The following is a 17653-nucleotide window of genomic DNA, read 5'->3' as shown; positions in this document are numbered from 1 at the left end:
CATCAAAGTAGATTCCATAGGAGGAACGAGAATGGATCATCATGCCGCGATGCAACTACTAGATCAAATTAGACGAAATATGGAATCGTGTATTTACGGAAAGAAAGAAGAAATCGCCTCCATGCTTACCGCGATGCTTGCCGGCGGTCATGTGCTCATCGAAGACGTACCGGGCACGGGAAAAACCCAAATGGTTAAAGCGCTGGCCCTGTCGATAGGCGGCGTGTTTCATCGCATTCAGTGCAATCCGGATTTATTGCCTACCGATATAACGGGCGTTTCTATCTATCATCCTAAACTTGAACAATTCGTATTTAGACCCGGCCCGGTAATGGCCAATTTGTTGCTTGCCGACGAGATCAACCGGGCAACGACGAAGACGCAATCCGCTTTGCTGGAAGCGATGGAAGAACGGAGAGTATCCGTTGACGGGGAAACGCATATCCTTCCTCATCCTTTTATGCTGTTCGCTACGCAAAACCCGATAGAATTCGAAGGGACATATAGTTTGCCGGAAGCGCAGTTGGATCGTTTCTTGATGAAAATCAAACTCGGTTATCCAGACGAAGCATCGGAGAAACGTCTTGTTCTAGAGCCGGGCGCAAGCCGCGCGGCCGAATCGTTGAAGGCCGTCGCTACGGTTGACGACGTTTCCCAGATGCAGCGGTTGGCGGAGGCCATCCATTTGGAAACGACCGTCGCCGATTATTTGATTGCCTTGATCCGCGGAACTCGTCAGCATTCGGCGGTGTTGCTCGGCGCAAGTCCCCGGGCCGCGGTTGCGCTTGCTTCCGCCTCTAAAGCCTATGCGTTCCTTAATCATCGCGCTTTCGTATTGCCGGATGACGTCAAGGCAATGGCGCCGCTCGTACTAAGCCACAGATTGCATCTGCGCTCGGAAGCCAGGATGCAGGGCGTTACGACGGTACAAGTACTGCAGGACGTTCTGCGGCTGTTGCCGGTGCCCGTAGGAATGGAGCGATAATCATGTCGCGCCTGTATTTACCGCGTGCGTGGTGGTTAAGCGCCATTCTATATGCAGTCGCTCTCTGTTATTTATTGTTTCAGGGCGGCAAAACTTCGCTCATGCTATTCGTAATCTTAAACGCGCTCGGAGCCTATTTAATGCTCGGTCGCTGGAGCGGAATCGGCGGCGTGCAAGGCATGCGGATAACGGACTCGGGAGAAGGCAACTCCGCTCTTCTGACCGCCGGGATGAGACTAAAGGTTAAGCTGCGCATGCAGATTCCCGGATTCTGGCCATTGCCTTACGTCATCGTTAGAGAGAAATTGGTCCGTTCCACCGGCGGAGAATCTCAGTTGTACGAAATGTCCTTCGTCCCGGATTACAAGCGCCGGGGAGAAGTTCATTTTGAGACGGCTCCGCTTAGAAGAGGCAGATACCAATTCCATAAAACCGACTGTTCGACGAGAGATATTTTCGGATTGTTCGAGCATAAAGGCTCTTTCGCCCAACCGCTACATCTCCAAGTGTTGCCGCGAACGATAGCGTTGAAGGACTGGCGTTTATTCCGCAGATCGCAGCGCGGGGTGTTCCAGCATACGTTCACTTCGTTGTGGGCAAGAGAGACGACGCAGATCGACGGGGTAAGGGAATACATCCACGGGGATCGGCTTTCGCGGATTCATTGGAACGCAACCGCCAAGACCGGGCAATGGAAATCGAAAGAATTCGAGAGAGAAGCGCTACCCCGCGTCGTATTCGTGCTGGATCGCAATCTTTCTTCCTATTCCGTAGCGGACCATTTCGAGCTCGCCGTATCGGTGGCTGCGTCTCTGCTTGAATTAACGATCGCGAAAGGAATGCCGCTCGGCTTCGTCTCTTCGGGAGAGACTTCCTACTGGTTCGGCGAAGGCCGAACGCCCGTCTCCCGGGATGAGGTTCTCCAGCATCTCGTAGACGTTGAAGCGGACGGCACGAAATCGCTTGGGGACGTATTATGCCAAGTCGCGGAGAGATACGAACCCGGCATTCATATCGTGATCATTGGGTCGTCTACGGACGATCAGACGGTCGGGGCTATGAGCACCCTTGAGAGCAGGAGAATGGTGCCAAGCGTCATTCATATATCGGATAAGCATCCGTCGGCGGAAGAAGCCGGAAAACTTAGGCAATGGCAAACGTTGTGCCAGTCCAAGCAATGGGAGTTTTGTACGGTTTCCCAGCTTGAGAAGCTGCCGTTGGCATTAGGGGCGGTGACGGCATGAAATTGCGGGTATCCGGACAATTCTGGCGTCGCCTAGTTCTGGAGCGCCTTCATAGGATTTTGGCGCTCGTTATCGTATTGCAACTCATTCAATGCTTTTCCGACTATTGGTGGGAAGAAACGTATTCGATTATATACGGCGTATTAACGGTAACGGCGGTTACGGAATTGTTGATGTCCCGACTATTCGGCATCCGAATCGTCGTTCAAATCGCTTCAATCATTGGCATGATATTGTGGAAAATGCCTGTAGAATGGCGTGGTTGGCCCGAAAGCTGGAGAAGCTGGGGCAATATCGGCGATTTTATCTCGTTTCACGCTTCGGAGCTGCACCCTTTCTTCGAATTGGCTCTCGGGGTCGTTGCCGCTGTCCACGTTCTGGCATGGTTGGGTACGAGGCGGGTAGGTGCCATTATCGTCGTCGTACTGTCTATCGCCGTCATGGCGACCGTCGATTCGTTCTTTCCGCTGGAATTGTGGCACAATATTGCCTGGATCGTTACAGCCGGTCTCGCCTGGCTTGTCATTCTTCATCTTAGACAACTTCAGGTCAGACATCCGGATAGTTGGGAAGCGATGGCCGAAAGGCCGCTCGATATCGCGTTCCCCGCTGTTATCATCATTACGATCGTGCTTCTAGCCGGTGTCTTAATGCCGCGGGCTCCCGTCATTCTCGAAGATCCTTATACGATCTGGACGGAAGCGCAGGGACGCGAGGTACCCGTCTTCTCGGGGGAGGGCGGCGTCCAGAAGGTTAGCTCGTCCGGCAGTAAAGGCTCCTCGTTATCCGGGTACAGCAGGGACGATCGCAAAATCGGCGGAGGGTTTCAATTCGACTACTCTCCGGTTATGACGATAACGACGTCGCAACGCAGCTACTGGAGAGGCGAGACGAAGACAATCTATACGGGCAAAGGCTGGGGGGATCTCAAGAATCCCGAGCTCGTTCCCGCGGGGATCGGAGATCCGGAGGATGTTCCAACGCTGGAACTTACGCCGCCTAGAGCCGAAGGCCTTAAGACGGTCGAAGTCGTTCAGACCGTAAAGATCGAACGGAAAGGCAAGCTTCCCGTGCTGTTCGCAGCCGGACCGGTATCGTCCGTCATCGAGCTGAAGAGCGACAACAACAACGGCCTCAGATGGAATCCGCTAGAGTGGGAGCTGCGGTGGGGGAAATCGTCGACCGTTCAATCGTACTCGGTCGTTTCGCAAGTCGCGGTTCTTGACGAGAAGGCATTAAGAGAGCTTGCTCCGTCTTCGGGTAGCAGTCTTGATCTCGCTCCTTACCTCCAATTGCCGGACAGCTTACCGGAGCGGGTCCGGGATCTGGCCAAGGAGCAAACGAACGGTTTAACGAACGATTACGATCGGGCGAAGAAGCTTGAGCAATATTTGAAAGAAACGTTCCCTTATACGAATACGCCGGATGTCACCCGTCAGACGAATCGGACGAACGGCGATATCGTGGATGCTTTCTTGTTCGAAATTCAAGAAGGCTATTGCGATTACTTCTCGACCTCGTTCGTCGTCATGGCTCGTTCGATCGGATTGCCGACAAGATGGGTCAAAGGTTACTCTACCGGTTATGATCCTTCCGTCTTGGAGCGCGCTCGCTTCGGCGGGCCGGATGAAGCTCCCGATCCTACTGGAGCGGGTACTTATACGGTCCGTAACGCGGACGCGCATTCCTGGGCAGAGGTTTATTTCGAAGGATACGGCTGGATTCCGTTCGAACCGACCTCCGGGTTTTCCGTACCTCAACCGTTACCGGAAGGGGAAGTGCTGCAACCGAGTACCGAAGTCGTTGAGGAAGTAACTCCAGCGGAAACGGGAACGGTGGAAAAGAACAAAGATTGGATCGTTCCTGCAGGCGCTCTCGGCGTTGTCCTGATTATCGTTGCTATCGTATTCGTCGGTTACAGAAGCAAACGCGCGAAGAAGTTATGGGATCGCATTCGTCATAAGGGGAGCACGCCTAATCAAAGAGTCGTACGAGAGATGGAGAAACTATTGTCCTTCCTCCAACGCCAAGGATTGCGCAGGGAATCGCACGAGACCATCAGAGAAACGTTTAATCGATGGGGGAATAAGTTCTCCTCGCTGCGTAATGAATTCGACGGAGCGTTAACGACGTTCGAGAAGGCGCGTTACGGACATGATAACGGGAATAGCCAACTGCTTCATGAGTTTACCGATGTGGCTACTAAAATCCGTAAAGCATTATAGTGGTAGTAAATTTAGTGGAATAAGCCGCACGGATTGAAGTAACGTTGAGACAAAGGGAAGGCACGGGCTGCCCGTGCTTTCCCGTTTTTTTTGCAAGAAACGAACCTAAAAGGTTAAAAATCCTAGGCCTCAATCCTCATCCGATCGCTCGTCACAAACGCGTACCGCCATCTTCGGGACGGCGAGTACGTTTTACTTAGTCAGTGGGGGTGTGGTATATTTTGAGGAAGATTAGCCGTTAACAGACAGGAGTTAATAATCAAGATGTTCAAGCGTTTGCTTCCCGATCAAATCGTAAATACCGTTTTTGATATTGATTTGGATGAATTGAAAACAAGAGGAGTCCGCGGCATTATTACGGATCTCGATAACACCCTAGTGGGCGCCAAAACCCCGCTTGCCACTCCCCAACTGGTCGGTTGGTTGGATATCGTCAAGGAACGGGGTTTTAAAGTTGTCATTCTTTCCAATAACAATAAGACGAGAGTGGGGAAATTCGCCGATCCGCTCGGTATTCCGTTTATTCCCGCGGCGCGCAAGCCGGCCGGAGCTGCCTTTCGTCGCGCACTGAGTTTGCTGAAACTGGATCCTGGACATACCGTTGTCATAGGCGATCAAATGCTCACCGATGTGCTGGGAGGACGGCGCGCGGGACTGCATACGATTCTGGTGACGCCGATCGCTCCGAGCGAGGAAGGCTGGGCGACGCAAATCAATAGGCGGATAGAGAAGATCGCTCTAGCCAGATTGCGAAGAAAAGGGCTATGGCCGGATAAGGGAGAACGTAAATCATGATAGCAGAACAACAGAAGCCTCCTCGTTGCGCAGGCTGCGGAATACCGCTTCAAAGCGAAGACCAGAGACGACCGGGATACGTGCCGGCTTCTTCCATCGATAAGGAAGAGGCGGTGTGCCAACGCTGTTTCCGGATCAAAAATTATAATGAAGCCTCTTCCGTCGCGGTGGATCAGGACGAGTTTCTTAAATTGCTGGGCGGAATCGCATCGACGGACAGCTTAGTCGTTCATATCGTAGACTTATTCGATTTTCAAGGCAGTTTAATTTCCGGCTTGCAGCGCTTCGTCGGTCAAAATCCGATTCTTCTTGTCGTGAATAAGATCGATTTATTGCCGCCGGTTACGAACTGGAACAGATTACGGAATTGGGTGCAGAAACAAGCGCGCGAGGAAGGGCTGAAAGTCGCCGACGTCGTGTTGTGCAGCGCCCGCAAAAATATCGGCTTCGACCGCGTCGTAGAAGCCGTGAATACGTATCGTCAGAACAAGGACGTCTATGTCGTCGGCGCGACTAACGTCGGCAAGAGCACGTTAATCAATCGTCTGATCTCCGATTATAGCGATCTGAAGCGCGAGCTCACCGTCTCCCGTTATCCGGGAACGACGCTCGATGCCGTTCATATTCCGCTTGACGACGGCAAAAGCATCATCGATACGCCGGGGATCGTCTACGCATGGCGAATGTCGGAAATCATTCCGCGCAAAGACTTGGCGGCTCTGTTGCCGGATAAACCGCTTAAACCGTTAACGTATCAACTAAATGAAAAGCAATCGTTGTTTATGGGGGCGTTGGCTAGGTTCGACTTCTTGGAAGGGGAACGCCAATCGTTCACGGTCAACATGTCGAGCGGACTTACCGTTCATCGGACGAAGCTTGAACGGGCCGACGAATTGTACGAACAGCATAGAGGCGTTATGCTAAGTCCTCCTAGCACGGAGGATCTGGAAACCTTCCCGGCATGGACCCGCCATCGTCTGAGAATTCCGCCGAATACGAAGCAAGATATCTTCATCTCCGGATTAGGGTGGATTCAAGCGAACGGCAAATCGGGAGCGGTCGTAGACGTACACGCTCCGCGCGGAATTAAAGTGATGCTGAGGGAAAGCATCCTTTGAACTACCTTTTATAGTCAATTACCTCTTCGGGAGAGAGAGGAGTAATGCCTCGATGGACAGTAATACCGTATTATTCGGAGTCATAGGCGATCCCATCCGCCATTCTAAATCGCCTATCATGTTGAATCGCGCTTTTCGGGAGCGAAACGTCAACGGAGCCTACGCGGCTTTTCACGTCAAACCGAATCAATTGGAGAATGCGATCGCGGGAGTTCGGGGATTAGGATTCAGAGGGTTAAATGTTACGATTCCGCACAAGATCGAAGTTATGGCGTATCTCGACGAGATCAGCGAAGGCGCGAAAGCGGCCGGCGCCGTTAACACGATCGTCAACGACAATGGCCGATTGATCGGATATAACACGGACGGTATCGGATACGTTCGTTCCTTGAAGGAAGAAGCCGAACCGGACATAGCCGGTAAAACGATCGTCGTATTAGGTGCCGGAGGCGCGGCTCGAGGCATTCTCTGGGCGTTAGCCCAAGAGAATCCAGCGGCGATCCTAATTGCCAATCGTACGGAATCGAAAGCAAAGGAGCTTGCCGCGTCGTTCTCTCCGGATTATCGGATATCGTCGCTCCCTTGGGGCGATCTTCGGGCAGCGTGCTCGAACGCGGATATCGTCATCAATACGACTTCCGTCGGAATGTCGCCGAACGTCAACGAGCTTCCGATTGATCCGACATGGCTCAAGTCAGGCTCGGTCGCAAGCGACCTGATCTACAATCCCCTTAAGACCGCGTTCTTGCTGCAAGCAGAGCAGGTCGGTTGTAAGATCCACAGCGGTCTGGGCATGTTCATCTACCAGGGCGCTTACGCCTTCGAATATTGGACCGGCCAGCCAGCCCCGGTGGAAGCGATGCGCGAGGTCGTTCTTGAGTCGTTTGTAAAATAGGTTTTGTATGAGAAAAGAATATTTGATTTTGAACTCTTTGAGATTCTTGGAAGGGTGGAGAAATAGGGATTGGTACGGAGAGTTTACGTCCGCCTTTAAAATCGAGTTGTACCCGCATATTAACAAGCGGCGGAGTGCCAACCCTTTTTCGTAATCCTGACATTAAGAATCTAGAGTCTCAGCGCTATTTTCACAATAGAAAGCAGGAAAATTAATGTTAACAGGAAAACAAAAACGCCACCTTAGATCGCTCGCCCATCACCTTACCCCGATTTTCCAAGTCGGCAAGGGCGGCGTTAACGACAATCTGATTCGCCACATCGAAGAAGCGATCGAAGTACGCGAGCTAATCAAAATATCCGTGCTGACGAATAACGACGACGACCCGCGTGAAATTGGAGCGGAGCTTGCCGAGAAATCGGGCTGCGAGCTGGCGCAAGTCATCGGCAAAACGATCGTTTTATACAAGGAATCCAAAGACCACAAGCAGATCGTGTTACCACGCAAATAAGGATCGGAAGGACTTAGGGCCAATGCGTAAAATCGGTTTGCTCGGCGGAACTTTCGACCCCGTCCATAACGGCCACTTGCTGGCAGCCCAAGCCGCCCTTGAGTCGGCCAATCTGGAGGAAGTCTGGTTTATTCCTACGAATACGCCCCCGCATAAGCCGCAACCCGGTGCAGATAGCGGCATGCGCCGCCGGATGCTTGAAGAGGCGATCGCCGGCAATCGGAATTTCAAGCTCAACGAAATCGAGCTGCAGCGCGAAGGTACGTCCTATACGATTGAAACGGTGACCGCGCTGCAACAACAACATCGAAACTTGATGTTCTATTGGATCGTCGGTTCCGATATGGTAAAGGACTTGCCGAATTGGCGGCAAATCGATGAACTTGCTGAACGATTAACGTTCATCGGCCTTGAACGACCGGATCAGCCGGGCGATGAGGAACAGCTGCCCGACTTCATTCGGAATCGGCTTCAGAGGGCAGCGATGCCTCCGATGGGCATTTCGTCCACCGATATCCGGCGAAGGGTCAAAGAAGGACGTTCGATTCGTTATATGTTACCGGACTCGGTCGCCGAATTCATCCAAAGGAATGGCTTATATGAATCTTGAATCTTTAAGGGAAGCTACCCGCCAGCAGATGCCCGAGAAAAGATGGAAGCATACGCTCGGGGTCGTCGAGACGGCGATCAAGTTGGCTAAGCGTTACGGCGGAGACGAGAGGAAGTCCGAGCTGGCGGCGCTATTGCACGATTACTCCAAAGCATGGGCGATCGATCGGATGGAAACCATTATACGCGAACAGAACCTGTCTCCCGACTTGCTCGTATTCGATAAGGAGCTGTGGCATGCGCATGTAGGCGCTTGGGCGGTTGAGGCCGAGCATGGCATTACCGATGATGAGGTTCTGGACGCGATTCGTTACCATACATCCGGACGCGTAAACATGACGAAGCTGGACAAAATCGTTTGTTTAGCGGATTATATAGAACCGGGGAGAGATTTTCCGGGCGTGAACAAGTTGCGGGAGCTAGCCGAGTTTAGCTTGGAGGAAGCGCTCATCTCGGCTTTCGGTTCGACGATAGCTGTACTGGCGGAGCGGGGAAAACGTATTTTTCCGTTAACGGTACTGGCAAGGAACGATCTCATTGTGCAATTCAAACAAGCGAATCAATAAAATAGATAACGGAGGCTGAGACATGGCAGGAAGCTCGGAACAATTGTTGAAAGCGGTACTTAACGCGGCGGAAGAAAAGAAAGCTCACGATGTCGTGGCTTTGAACTTGCAAGGTATCTCGCTGATCGCGGATTATTTCGTGATTTGCCACGGGAATTCGGATACGCAAGTAATGTCCATCGCGACGGAAATTCGGAAAAGCGCGGAGCTTAGCGGCAAAAGAGTACGTCTAGAGGGTATGGATACCGCGAGATGGGTGCTTGTTGATATGGGAGATGTCGTGGCGCACGTATTCCATCGCGACGAGCGGGAGTATTACCACCTGGAACGTCTATGGTCCGATGCGAAGGCAGTTGAATCCGTATGAATTTGACCGCTGGTACTTTGCAGCGATTATGGGTTCGAAGAGAGATTTCTCCTTATGGCTGGTTTCTCGGATTCGGTCCCGAAGAAGGTCCCGAAGTTCATCTACCTTACGGGGAAGCCGTCGGAAATCGGCCTGAAGTAGATACGGAAATCGAAGTGTTTCTGTTTCACGACGACAAGGAGCGCATAACAGCAACCTTGCGCAAGCCACTGATCGTATTGGGTGAAATGGCTAAGCTTGAAGTCGCGGATTTCCATCCTCATTTCGGCTTTTTTCTAGAGATGGGAATCGGTCGTCAATTGTTGTTGCCGATGAAGCAATTTCCTCCCGAGCGCAGAAACGTGTGGCCCCAGAAGGGCGACGAGCTATTCGTCGTCATGAAGCAGGATAAGGAAGGACGCATGCTCGCTCGCTTAGCGAAGATCGATGATTTTTCCCCGCATATCTTCCGGGCTCCGACCTCGTGGCTTAATCAAATGCGCGAAGGCTGGGTTACGGACGTCTTTCGCGATGGCGTGTTTACTTTGGTAGACGGCGGATTGATCGGTTTAGGGGCGCTAGGTTATATCAACGACGCATCCATGACGCACCCGCTTCGGATCGGTCAGAAGTTTTGCGGCAGGGTCACGCAGGTTAGGGAAGACGGAAGGGTTTCCCTAAGCATTCGGGCAAGCAAAGAAGTCGGACGTCTGGAAGACGCGGATCGTATTCTGGCTTTCATTAAGGAACGACCCGGCGGAGCAATGCCGTATTCCGATCAGACGAGCGCAGAAGACATCCAACGCCGTTTCCAGCTTAGCAAATCGGCGTTCAAGAGGGCGCTGGGCAAGCTGATGAAGGAAGGCCTAATCGTTCAGAAGGGAAATTGGACGCATTTGGTTACGACAGAGGAGCAATCCGAGGATCGGCCGAAGACGGAAAACGAACAAACGGAGGCTTAGCTTTCGGGAGACATTTGACGGAGACTGGGGAGACAAGCATGCGTACATACCGGCAGTTCGCTGCGGTATACGACCGACTGATGGAGGAAATGCCGTATTCCGAATGGATGAGCTTCGCTCGTCGTTGCTGGGATAAATACGGCGTTCCCAAGACGGTCGTGGATCTCGGCTGCGGAACGGGGAATATGACGATTCCGCTTGCCCGTTCGGGCTTCAGCGTATTCGGAATCGATATTTCTTCGGAGATGCTGTCCGTTGCGCGAAGCAAATGGGACGAGCCGGTTACCCGCGGCGGATACCGCGACGAGCCGGGAACGATCCGATGGCTTCAGCAGGATATGCGGGATTGGGAGCTTCCTCACTCGGCGGACGCGGTGATCAGCTTCTGCGATTGCTTGAACTATTTGACGGAGCCGCAAGACGTAACCGCCACGATTCGTCAAACTTATCAAGGGTTGACTCCGGGAGGCTTGTTCATGTTCGACGTTCATTCTCCGCGGCAATTGGAGAGTTATGCTGAAGAGCAGCCGTTCGTATACGACGAGAAGGACGTAGCCTACTTGTGGACCTGCGACTACGATCCGGGCCGGATGGAAATCGAGCATTCTTTGACTTTCTTCATTCAGGAAGAATCGGCATCTCACAACGGTGGAGCGCTGTATAGTCGCTTCGAGGAGTCTCACGTTCAGAGAGCTTACGATCCCGATTGGATCAAGGATCAGCTGAAGGAAGCAGGCTTTGAATTGCTCCATCTCGTGGCCGATTTTACGTGGGACCAACCTAACGAGGAATCGGAGAGAATATTCTTTGTTTGCCGCAAGCCGGCGGAATAAGAAGAATTGACTATCTAGCGAATATTTGTTATTAAGCGGGACTGTTCCCGAAGTCATCTGACTTCGGAAACAGTCCCGCTTGTTTGTTGTTCAAAGAATTCTGTGTGCAGGCAAATAAAAAAGTGGAATTGTGAAGGAGCAGCTTAGCAACATGCGATAGGGAGAAGTGTTAAGTGAAGGCGCAACTTAGCAACAAGAGATAGGGAGAAGCGTTAAGTCGGTACCTTGTGAATACGGATGAAATAAATAATGAAATGTAAGAGTCGTGCGTCCCTCCCGCCCATTGTCGCAAAAGGCGACAATGGAGAGGTCCAAACGAGCAATGCCCCGCCCATTGTCGCAAAACACGACAATGGGGAGGTTCAGATGAGTAATCCTCCACCCATTGTCGCAAAACGCGACAATGGGGAGGTTCAGATGAGTAATCCTCCACCCATTGTCGCAAAACGCGACAATGGATAGGTCAAGACGAGCAACTCCCCGCCCATTGTCGCAAAACGCGACAATGGGGAGGTTCAGATGAGTAATCCTCCACCCATTGTCGCAAAACGCGACAATGGGGAGGTTCAGATGAGTAATCCTCCACCCATTGTCGCAAAACGCGACAATGGATAGGTCAAGACGAGCAACTCCCCGCCCATTGTCGCAAAACGCGACAATGGATAGGTCAAGACGAGCAACTCCCCCCCATTGTCGCAAAACGCGACAATGGATAGGTCAAGACGAGCATCGCCCTGCCCATTGTCGCAAAACGCGACAATGGAGAGGTCAAGACGAGCATCACCCCGCCCATTGTCGCAAAACGCGACAATGGAGAGGTCAAGACGAGCATCACCCCGCTCATTGTCGCATAACGCGACAATAGAGAGGTCAAGACGAGCATCACCCCGCTCATTGTCGCATAACGCGACAATAGGCTAGGGCTTTAGAGAGAGAAATACATCCTTAAGGCAACAAGCCGAGAAACCGCTTCGACGCGGATGATAGAGGTATTCCGCTCAGAGTCGCGATGCCGATATGCCGCTTGGGGACGGCAGGGAACAGCGGAATTTCGATTAGTCGTCCCGCCTTCAGTTCATCGCTCACGTATTCGCGGGCAACGAAAGCCAAGCCGAAACCGCTGCGAACGAATTGAATGACGAGATCGATGCTCCCGAGCTCGAATTCGGGCTTTAACGTTATGCCGTGGGAGGAGGCGTAGCGATCGAGGAAACCGCGAATGCTTCCACCGGGCTCCAGCATTAACAGCGGAAATCGAGCAATATCTTCAAGGTTGAAAATCCGATCCGCAAGCGAGGCATAGGCTGCCCCTCCGACAAGGCATTCCTGCAAAGCGAGACTTTTCTTCATCGTTACTTTGCTGTCCGATGCCGGTAAATTGACGATTCCGAAATCGATCAGCCCTTGCTTCAGCAACGAAATCGTCTCGGGTGTCGTTCGATTCGTAACGCGTATGCGTACATTCGGATAATCGAGGTGGAAACGTTCGAGGTAAGGTAACAAAAAGTGTTTGCACAGCGTATCGCTAGCGCCGATATTCATTTCGCCGCTGTCGAGATTATGCATCTCGGCCAGTTTTTTCTCTCCGATATCCATAAGCCGGAAGGCTTGCTCGATATGGGTGAACAGAACTTCTCCTTCTTTTGTCAGTTCGACTCCTCTCGGGGTGCGAAAAAACAACTGTCCTCCGAGCTGATTTTCTAGCTGCTTCAGAGTATGGCTTATCGCGGGTTGCGTAATATGCAGCTGTTCGGCCGCCTTGGATAAACTTCCTTTTACCGCCGTCCAATAGAACGCCCGATACCACTCCGAATTAATCGACATACACATTACCTCGCTTTATATCAGACATTACTAATATCAATTTTTCTTATATATTCCATAGATCTATAATAAACCTAGCAGCTGCAAAACGAAATAGGAGGCCAGATAATATGACCGTAATGGCGATCGTGGGAGCGAATTGGGGAGACGAAGGGAAAGGCAAGATGACGGATATCCATGCGGCGGAATCTTCACTCGTGGTTAGATACCAAGGGGGGAGCAATGCCGGACATACGATTATTAACGACTACGGTAAATTCGCGCTTCATATGCTGCCTTCCGGCGTGTTCCATCCCGAGGTGACGAACGTCATCGGTCCGGGCGTGGCTTTGGATGCCGAGCAATTATTAAGCGAACTCCAAAATCTAACGGCAAGAGGGGTGCCTCAGCCGCGAATTCGCTTATCCGAGCGGACTCAGATCGTACTGCCGGTGCATCGTCTATTCGACGAACTCGAGGAGGAGAGGCTTGGCTTGAACGGATTCGGTTCAACGAAGCGGGGGATTTCTCCGTTCTATTCGGATAAATACGCGAAATTGGGCATTCAAGTCGCGGACCTCTTTGACGAGATACGTTTAAGAAATAAGCTGGAGAGGTTGCTGGAATCCAAAAACGTTCTCCTCAAGCATCTCTATAACAAGCCGGAAGTTCCTATCGACGAGTTGCTGCCGAATCTCTTGGAGCTCTCGGCAAAACTTGAACCCTATATAAGCGATACGACTCGATTACTTCAAGAAGCCTACGGCCAAGGGGAAAACATTTTGTTGGAAGGACAACTGGGAGCTCTTCGGGATCCGGATCATGGCATTTATCCTCATTCGACGTCATCCTCCACTCTAGCGGGATTCGCGACCGTGGGCGCGGGTTTGCCCCCGTACGCGATAACCCGGGTGATGGCGGTCGCCAAAGCCTATTCCTCTTGCGTGGGGGCGGGGCCTTTCGTCTCCGAACTGAACGGGACGGAGGCGGAAGAGCTTCGTCGCAGAGGAGGCAGCGCGGGTGAATACGGGGTTACGACCGGGCGGCCAAGGCGAGTAGGATGGTTCGATACGGTAGCTACCCGCTACGGCTGTGCGGTGCAGGGGGCGACCGAAGTCGCCTTGACGAATCTCGACGTTCTTGGTTATTTGGACGAAATTCCCGTATGCGTTCAATATGAGGCGGAGGGCGTCGCAATCGATCGTTTCCCGACAACCGTACAACTCGATCGGGCTAAGCCGATTCTGCAGCTTCTCCCCGGATGGAGACGCGATATTTCAGACGTAAAGGCGTTCGCGGATTTACCCGTCGCCGCTCAAGATTACGTCAAATTTATCGAGTCGTCGATCGGATTCAACATCTCTTGCGTGTCGGTGGGACCTCATAGAGACCAGATCATTTATCGGTAGAAAAAAGCGGCTCAGAAGTCGAGTGATCGACCACTGAAGCCGCTTATTTGCGGAATTCTATTCGTTCGTCCCCCGAATGGGTTCTCTCACGGGTTCGTACTTGGCCGGCCAGAACGCCCAGCGGCCTAGCAACAACGTAATCGCCGGTACGAGGAACGGCCGGACGACGAAAGTATCAAGCAGGACGCCGATCGCGGTAATCGTCCCGAATTGAACAAGCACTTGAATCGGCAGCGTAGCCAGTACGGCGAACGTTCCGGCGAGAATCAACCCCGCGGACGTGATGACGGCTCCCGTCTCCCCCACGCCTTCCCTAATCGCTTGCTTCAACGGCATATGTTTTCTCTTCTGCCATATGCTCGAGATCATGAAGATGTTGTAGTCTTCGCCGAGCGCGACTAAGAACACGAACGAATATAAAGGAATCGAGCCTTGGATGGCATCCGCGCCCATGACGTAATGGACGATTAGCCAGCCGAGCCCGAGCGCCGAGAAGTAGGATAGAATAACCGTCAGCACCAAGTATACGGTAGCTATGATGGAGCGTAAGTAAAGGAGCAGGAGCAGCGTGATCAATCCGATGACGATAGGGATAACGAGCATCGTGTCTCGTTCTCCGGTGATCTTCGTGTCGTATTGCTCCGCCGTTTGACCGCTGATCCATACATGGTCGTCCGGATCGGCTACGCCCGCGTCGGACAGTGCTTGAATAGCTGTTTCCCTTAGGTCGGGGATATGATTCATCGCTTCCATGGAATAGGGGTTCAAGTTGAACTGAACTTCGTATGCGATGATTTGCGAGTTCGATTGACCGGTTTGCGGCTCCGATACGGTATCGATATACGGCAGAGCGCCAAGTGTTTGATCAAGAGATATCGACTTCCCCTGCGTGTCGACGATGACTTTCGCGGGAGCGAGCTCTCCTTCGGTAAACTGTTCTCCGATCGTCGCGAACCCTTCGCGGGATTCCATATCCTTCGGAAAAGAAGACAAGATGTCGTACGTGTACTTGATTTGCGTCGTAAAGGTCGCTAAACCGCCAAGGAGAACGATGCAAATCCCGAGGATCCACCATGGTTTGCTTACGACGGTTCTGCCGATCCAATTGCTAGGTTTCTTAAGAGAGGCTGGCGGTACTGATTTTCCTTTTCGCGCAGCGCGTTCTTGGAGCATTTCCGGCGTCCTAGGCACGAAAGGGTAGAACGAGTTCCGCCCGATAATCGCCAGCATGGCAGGTACGAGCGTTAAGCTAGCGATTCCCATTATCAATATCGCGATGCTGAACGGAGCGGCGAATCGGTGATAGGCACCGTATTCCGCGACTAGCAGCGCAAGCAAGGATAGTACGACGGTCAAGCCGCTCATGGCGATCGCTCCCGATGATCCGGTAATCGCGCCTAGCAGCGCCTTGCCTTTGTCCCTCTCTACTTTCAGCAGTTGGCGGAAGCGGGAGATCAGGAACAAACAATAATCCGTTCCGGCTCCGAACAACAGCACGGTCATGATGGAGATGGCTTGACCGTCGACGACGATCCAGCCTTCATGCGCCATCCAGCCGAGAATCGGACTGATGACCCCATAAGCGAATCCTACCGCTACCAGAGGCATTAGCGCCAAGATTGGAGAACGGTAGATCAACAACAAAAGGACGAGCACGAGCAACACGGTACCGATCATCAAGCTGACGTCGGCGTTCTTGAACAATCCGGTCGCATCGATCTGAATGCCTACCGGACCGGTTACCCGGGCGCTTAATCCTTCTTCGGAACGATTGTCCGTCGCGAATGGATCCGTTCCGAATATCGTTTTCGTTTGTTCTTTCAGTTGCTCGATGCCTTCTTTCAACTGGTCGACATCCGCTTGTTTGCCGAAGAACACGGGAGACACGAAAGTGCTGCCGTCCTTCGATAATTGTCCCTTCAACGCAGGAAGCGGCAACTGATGAAGAGGGGGGACGGAAGTCTGATGCGGAACCGGTTCGCCCGCGAGTTGACCGTACAGCTTCTGAACGTTCTGCAAGTCGGATTCCGTTAACCCGCTTTGTTTATGCCAGACGAGAAGCGCCGGAATATCGGATCCGCTGGGGAATTCGCGTTCCGCGACGGCGTCGGCTCTTACCGACGGCTTGGAGTCGCTTAAGTTAGGAGCGTTATTGATTTCCTCATTATTGACCGACGGCAGCAGCGCGCTCAGAAGCCCGGCGGCGACGATCCAAACCAGCAGAGTGATCCACTTGCTTCTTTTCCCGGCTACCCATTTTCCTAGTCCTCGGTTTTCGTGCATGTTATCTCGTTCCTCCTTAACAAAATCGACGATGAAAGCATTTGGAATTTGGGATATAATCGTAAGATGAGTTGCAAATTAATTATATATACCGGAAGGTTAATTATGCAATGGCGAATTTCCGAACAAAGGAGGGGACCGCGATGACGACCCCCCGATCCAAGCGTTCTCCCGGCAGGCCGAAAGGAAACGTCGACCAACCCTCGATGCGCGATAAAGTATTGAACACGGCATCCGTTCTTTTCATGGAATTAGGCTATGAGCCGGTATCGATCAATATGATCGCGGAACGAGCCGGAGTGACCAAGGCGTCGGTCTATTACTATTTTACGAATAAAGCGGTGCTCTTCACGACTTCCGTTACGGAAATGATGGCGAGGATTTGCTTCTTTACGCAACGGATCATCGATGCTCACCCGGATATAAGGACGAGACTCGAACAGATCGCGTTTACGAAAATGTCCAAATCGCATGTGGAATTCGAGAGTCTGATGAGGGAAGCCATTCCTTTCTTGACCGTGGAGCAGCGGGACGATATCCGCTTGGCGGAGCATAAGATCCATGAGGTTATGGCGGCTACTTTCCGCCAAGCGATGGAGGCAGGGGATATCGCGGAGGGCAATCCGATGCTGCTTGCCCATGCTTTCGCCGCGTTGTTGATGATCGGGAACCGGGAGATTGTCGGCGATGCTGAATATTCCCCGCAAGAGTTGTCGTCGGCGATCGTCGGGGTGTTCTGGAACGGAATTTCGAACCGATGATCGGGGCAATCGGCGCTGTTCGCTTGACATGAATCGAGCAAATTGGCTATAATCATGGCATACTTTGGCTGTGATAAGGAGCAGTACTCGTTAGACGTTACCCAGAGAGCCGGCGGTTGGTGCAAGCCGGTTAACGCGAACGACGAACTCGCCTTGGAGCCTCCGAACCGAACGAATAAGCCGTTGGAATGCGGATGTTCGACAAGTTGGGCGTTTCCTCTCGTTACGAGGCACGAGTGGGCGGCAATCCAAGCAGGATGTCCGTCAACTAGGGTGGTACCACGGGAATTTATACTCTCGTCCCTAGC

The 17653-nt window shown here is 52.4% G+C and carries 16 protein-coding genes and 1 other annotated feature; of the genes, 14 read left to right on the top strand and 2 right to left on the bottom strand.

The features are described 5' to 3' along the window. The first annotated feature begins 31 nt into the window (after positions 1-31). The 12 genes from HH215_RS11280 (at position 32) to HH215_RS11225 (ending at position 11089) form a co-directional block, all read left to right on the top strand. A complete protein-coding gene (locus HH215_RS11280; RefSeq protein ID WP_169279993.1) occupies positions 32-985 on the top strand; it encodes an AAA family ATPase in 954 nt (317 codons plus the stop codon). Positions 986-987: 2 nt separating this feature from the next. Then, entirely contained in the window at positions 988-2229 is a 1242-nt protein-coding gene (locus HH215_RS11275) for a DUF58 domain-containing protein (RefSeq protein ID WP_169279992.1), read from the top strand. Continuing rightward, positions 2226-4454, top strand: a complete 2229-nt coding sequence (locus HH215_RS11270; RefSeq protein WP_169279991.1) for a transglutaminase TgpA family protein — start codon at positions 2226-2228, stop codon at positions 4452-4454. Before HH215_RS11275 ends, HH215_RS11270 begins: the two co-directional genes overlap by 4 nt. A gap of 264 nt (positions 4455-4718) precedes the next feature. Then, a complete protein-coding gene (locus HH215_RS11265) occupies positions 4719-5249 on the top strand; it encodes a YqeG family HAD IIIA-type phosphatase (RefSeq protein WP_169279990.1) in 531 nt (176 codons plus the stop codon). Next, positions 5246-6367 carry a ribosome biogenesis GTPase YqeH gene (gene yqeH, locus HH215_RS11260; RefSeq protein WP_169279989.1) on the top strand — a complete coding sequence of 374 codons (1122 nt, stop codon included), beginning with the start codon at positions 5246-5248 and terminating at the stop codon, positions 6365-6367. Before HH215_RS11265 ends, yqeH begins: the two co-directional genes overlap by 4 nt. 52 nt (positions 6368-6419) lie before the next feature. Continuing rightward, positions 6420-7262, top strand: coding sequence for a shikimate dehydrogenase (gene aroE, locus HH215_RS11255; protein ID WP_169279988.1), 843 nt, complete (start codon positions 6420-6422; stop codon positions 7260-7262). A 214-nt stretch (positions 7263-7476) separates the two neighbouring features. Beyond that, on the top strand, positions 7477-7773 hold the full coding sequence (yhbY, locus tag HH215_RS11250) for a ribosome assembly RNA-binding protein YhbY (RefSeq protein ID WP_169279987.1): 297 nt from the start codon (positions 7477-7479) through the stop codon (positions 7771-7773). Positions 7774-7795: 22 nt separating this feature from the next. Then, complete coding sequence (gene nadD / locus HH215_RS11245; RefSeq protein ID WP_169279986.1) at positions 7796-8383, top strand: nicotinate-nucleotide adenylyltransferase; 588 nt, start codon at positions 7796-7798, stop codon at positions 8381-8383. After that, the gene (gene yqeK / locus HH215_RS11240) at positions 8373-8948 is read left to right on the top strand and encodes a bis(5'-nucleosyl)-tetraphosphatase (symmetrical) YqeK (RefSeq protein WP_169279985.1); all 576 of its coding nucleotides are present in this window, start codon (positions 8373-8375) and stop codon (positions 8946-8948) included. Before nadD ends, yqeK begins: the two co-directional genes overlap by 11 nt. Positions 8949-8970: 22 nt before the next feature. After that, positions 8971-9315: a ribosome silencing factor gene (gene rsfS / locus HH215_RS11235; RefSeq protein WP_169279984.1), complete on the top strand. Its 345-nt coding sequence runs from the start codon at positions 8971-8973 to the stop codon at positions 9313-9315. Continuing rightward, positions 9312-10256 carry a CvfB family protein gene (locus tag HH215_RS11230; protein ID WP_169279983.1) on the top strand — a complete coding sequence of 315 codons (945 nt, stop codon included), beginning with the start codon at positions 9312-9314 and terminating at the stop codon, positions 10254-10256. Before rsfS ends, HH215_RS11230 begins: the two co-directional genes overlap by 4 nt. Before the next feature lie 38 nt (positions 10257-10294). Further along, positions 10295-11089, top strand: coding sequence for a class I SAM-dependent DNA methyltransferase (locus HH215_RS11225; RefSeq protein ID WP_169279982.1), 795 nt, complete (start codon positions 10295-10297; stop codon positions 11087-11089). A gap of 945 nt (positions 11090-12034) precedes the next feature. On the opposite strand, the gene HH215_RS11220 is transcribed toward HH215_RS11225, so the two are convergent. Next, the gene (locus HH215_RS11220) at positions 12035-12913 is read right to left on the bottom strand and encodes a LysR family transcriptional regulator (protein WP_169279981.1); all 879 of its coding nucleotides are present in this window, start codon (positions 12911-12913) and stop codon (positions 12035-12037) included. A gap of 110 nt (positions 12914-13023) precedes the next feature. On the opposite strand from HH215_RS11220, the gene HH215_RS11215 reads away from it, so the two are divergent. After that, positions 13024-14301, top strand: coding sequence for an adenylosuccinate synthase (locus HH215_RS11215; protein WP_169279980.1), 1278 nt, complete (start codon positions 13024-13026; stop codon positions 14299-14301). Between the two features lie 57 nt (positions 14302-14358). Here HH215_RS11215 and HH215_RS11210 read toward each other — a convergent pair whose 3' ends face one another. Further along, positions 14359-16584 (bottom strand): MMPL family transporter, encoded by a 2226-nt coding sequence (locus HH215_RS11210; RefSeq protein ID WP_169279979.1) that lies wholly within the window; start codon positions 16582-16584, stop codon positions 14359-14361. A 143-nt stretch (positions 16585-16727) separates the two neighbouring features. On the opposite strand from HH215_RS11210, the gene HH215_RS11205 reads away from it, so the two are divergent. Then, a complete protein-coding gene (locus HH215_RS11205) occupies positions 16728-17345 on the top strand; it encodes a TetR/AcrR family transcriptional regulator (RefSeq protein ID WP_169279978.1) in 618 nt (205 codons plus the stop codon). 61 nt (positions 17346-17406) lie between these two features. Further along, positions 17407-17653, top strand: a binding site (T-box leader).

The sequence above is a fragment of the Cohnella herbarum genome (genome assembly GCF_012849095.1).
GTDB lineage: Bacteria > Bacillota > Bacilli > Paenibacillales > Paenibacillaceae > Cohnella > Cohnella herbarum.
Note: the sequence above shows the minus strand (reverse complement) of the source record. Positions and strands in the feature narration are given on the sequence as shown.

Coding starts and splice junctions, on each gene's coding strand:
- rsfS (WP_169279984.1), top strand. CDS start 8,971: ATGGCAGGAAGCTCGGAACAATTGTTGAAAGCGGTACTTAACGCGGCG.
- yqeK (WP_169279985.1), top strand. CDS start 8,373: ATGAATCTTGAATCTTTAAGGGAAGCTACCCGCCAGCAGATGCCCGAG.
- aroE (WP_169279988.1), top strand. CDS start 6,420: ATGGACAGTAATACCGTATTATTCGGAGTCATAGGCGATCCCATCCGC.
- HH215_RS11275 (WP_169279992.1), top strand. CDS start 988: ATGTCGCGCCTGTATTTACCGCGTGCGTGGTGGTTAAGCGCCATTCTA.
- HH215_RS11225 (WP_169279982.1), top strand. CDS start 10,295: ATGCGTACATACCGGCAGTTCGCTGCGGTATACGACCGACTGATGGAG.
- nadD (WP_169279986.1), top strand. CDS start 7,796: ATGCGTAAAATCGGTTTGCTCGGCGGAACTTTCGACCCCGTCCATAAC.
- HH215_RS11220 (WP_169279981.1), bottom strand. CDS start 12,913: ATGTCGATTAATTCGGAGTGGTATCGGGCGTTCTATTGGACGGCGGTA.
- HH215_RS11215 (WP_169279980.1), top strand. CDS start 13,024: ATGACCGTAATGGCGATCGTGGGAGCGAATTGGGGAGACGAAGGGAAA.
- HH215_RS11270 (WP_169279991.1), top strand. CDS start 2,226: ATGAAATTGCGGGTATCCGGACAATTCTGGCGTCGCCTAGTTCTGGAG.
- HH215_RS11265 (WP_169279990.1), top strand. CDS start 4,719: ATGTTCAAGCGTTTGCTTCCCGATCAAATCGTAAATACCGTTTTTGAT.
- HH215_RS11210 (WP_169279979.1), bottom strand. CDS start 16,584: ATGCACGAAAACCGAGGACTAGGAAAATGGGTAGCCGGGAAAAGAAGC.
- yhbY (WP_169279987.1), top strand. CDS start 7,477: ATGTTAACAGGAAAACAAAAACGCCACCTTAGATCGCTCGCCCATCAC.
- HH215_RS11280 (WP_169279993.1), top strand. CDS start 32: ATGGATCATCATGCCGCGATGCAACTACTAGATCAAATTAGACGAAAT.
- yqeH (WP_169279989.1), top strand. CDS start 5,246: ATGATAGCAGAACAACAGAAGCCTCCTCGTTGCGCAGGCTGCGGAATA.
- HH215_RS11205 (WP_169279978.1), top strand. CDS start 16,728: ATGACGACCCCCCGATCCAAGCGTTCTCCCGGCAGGCCGAAAGGAAAC.
- HH215_RS11230 (WP_169279983.1), top strand. CDS start 9,312: ATGAATTTGACCGCTGGTACTTTGCAGCGATTATGGGTTCGAAGAGAG.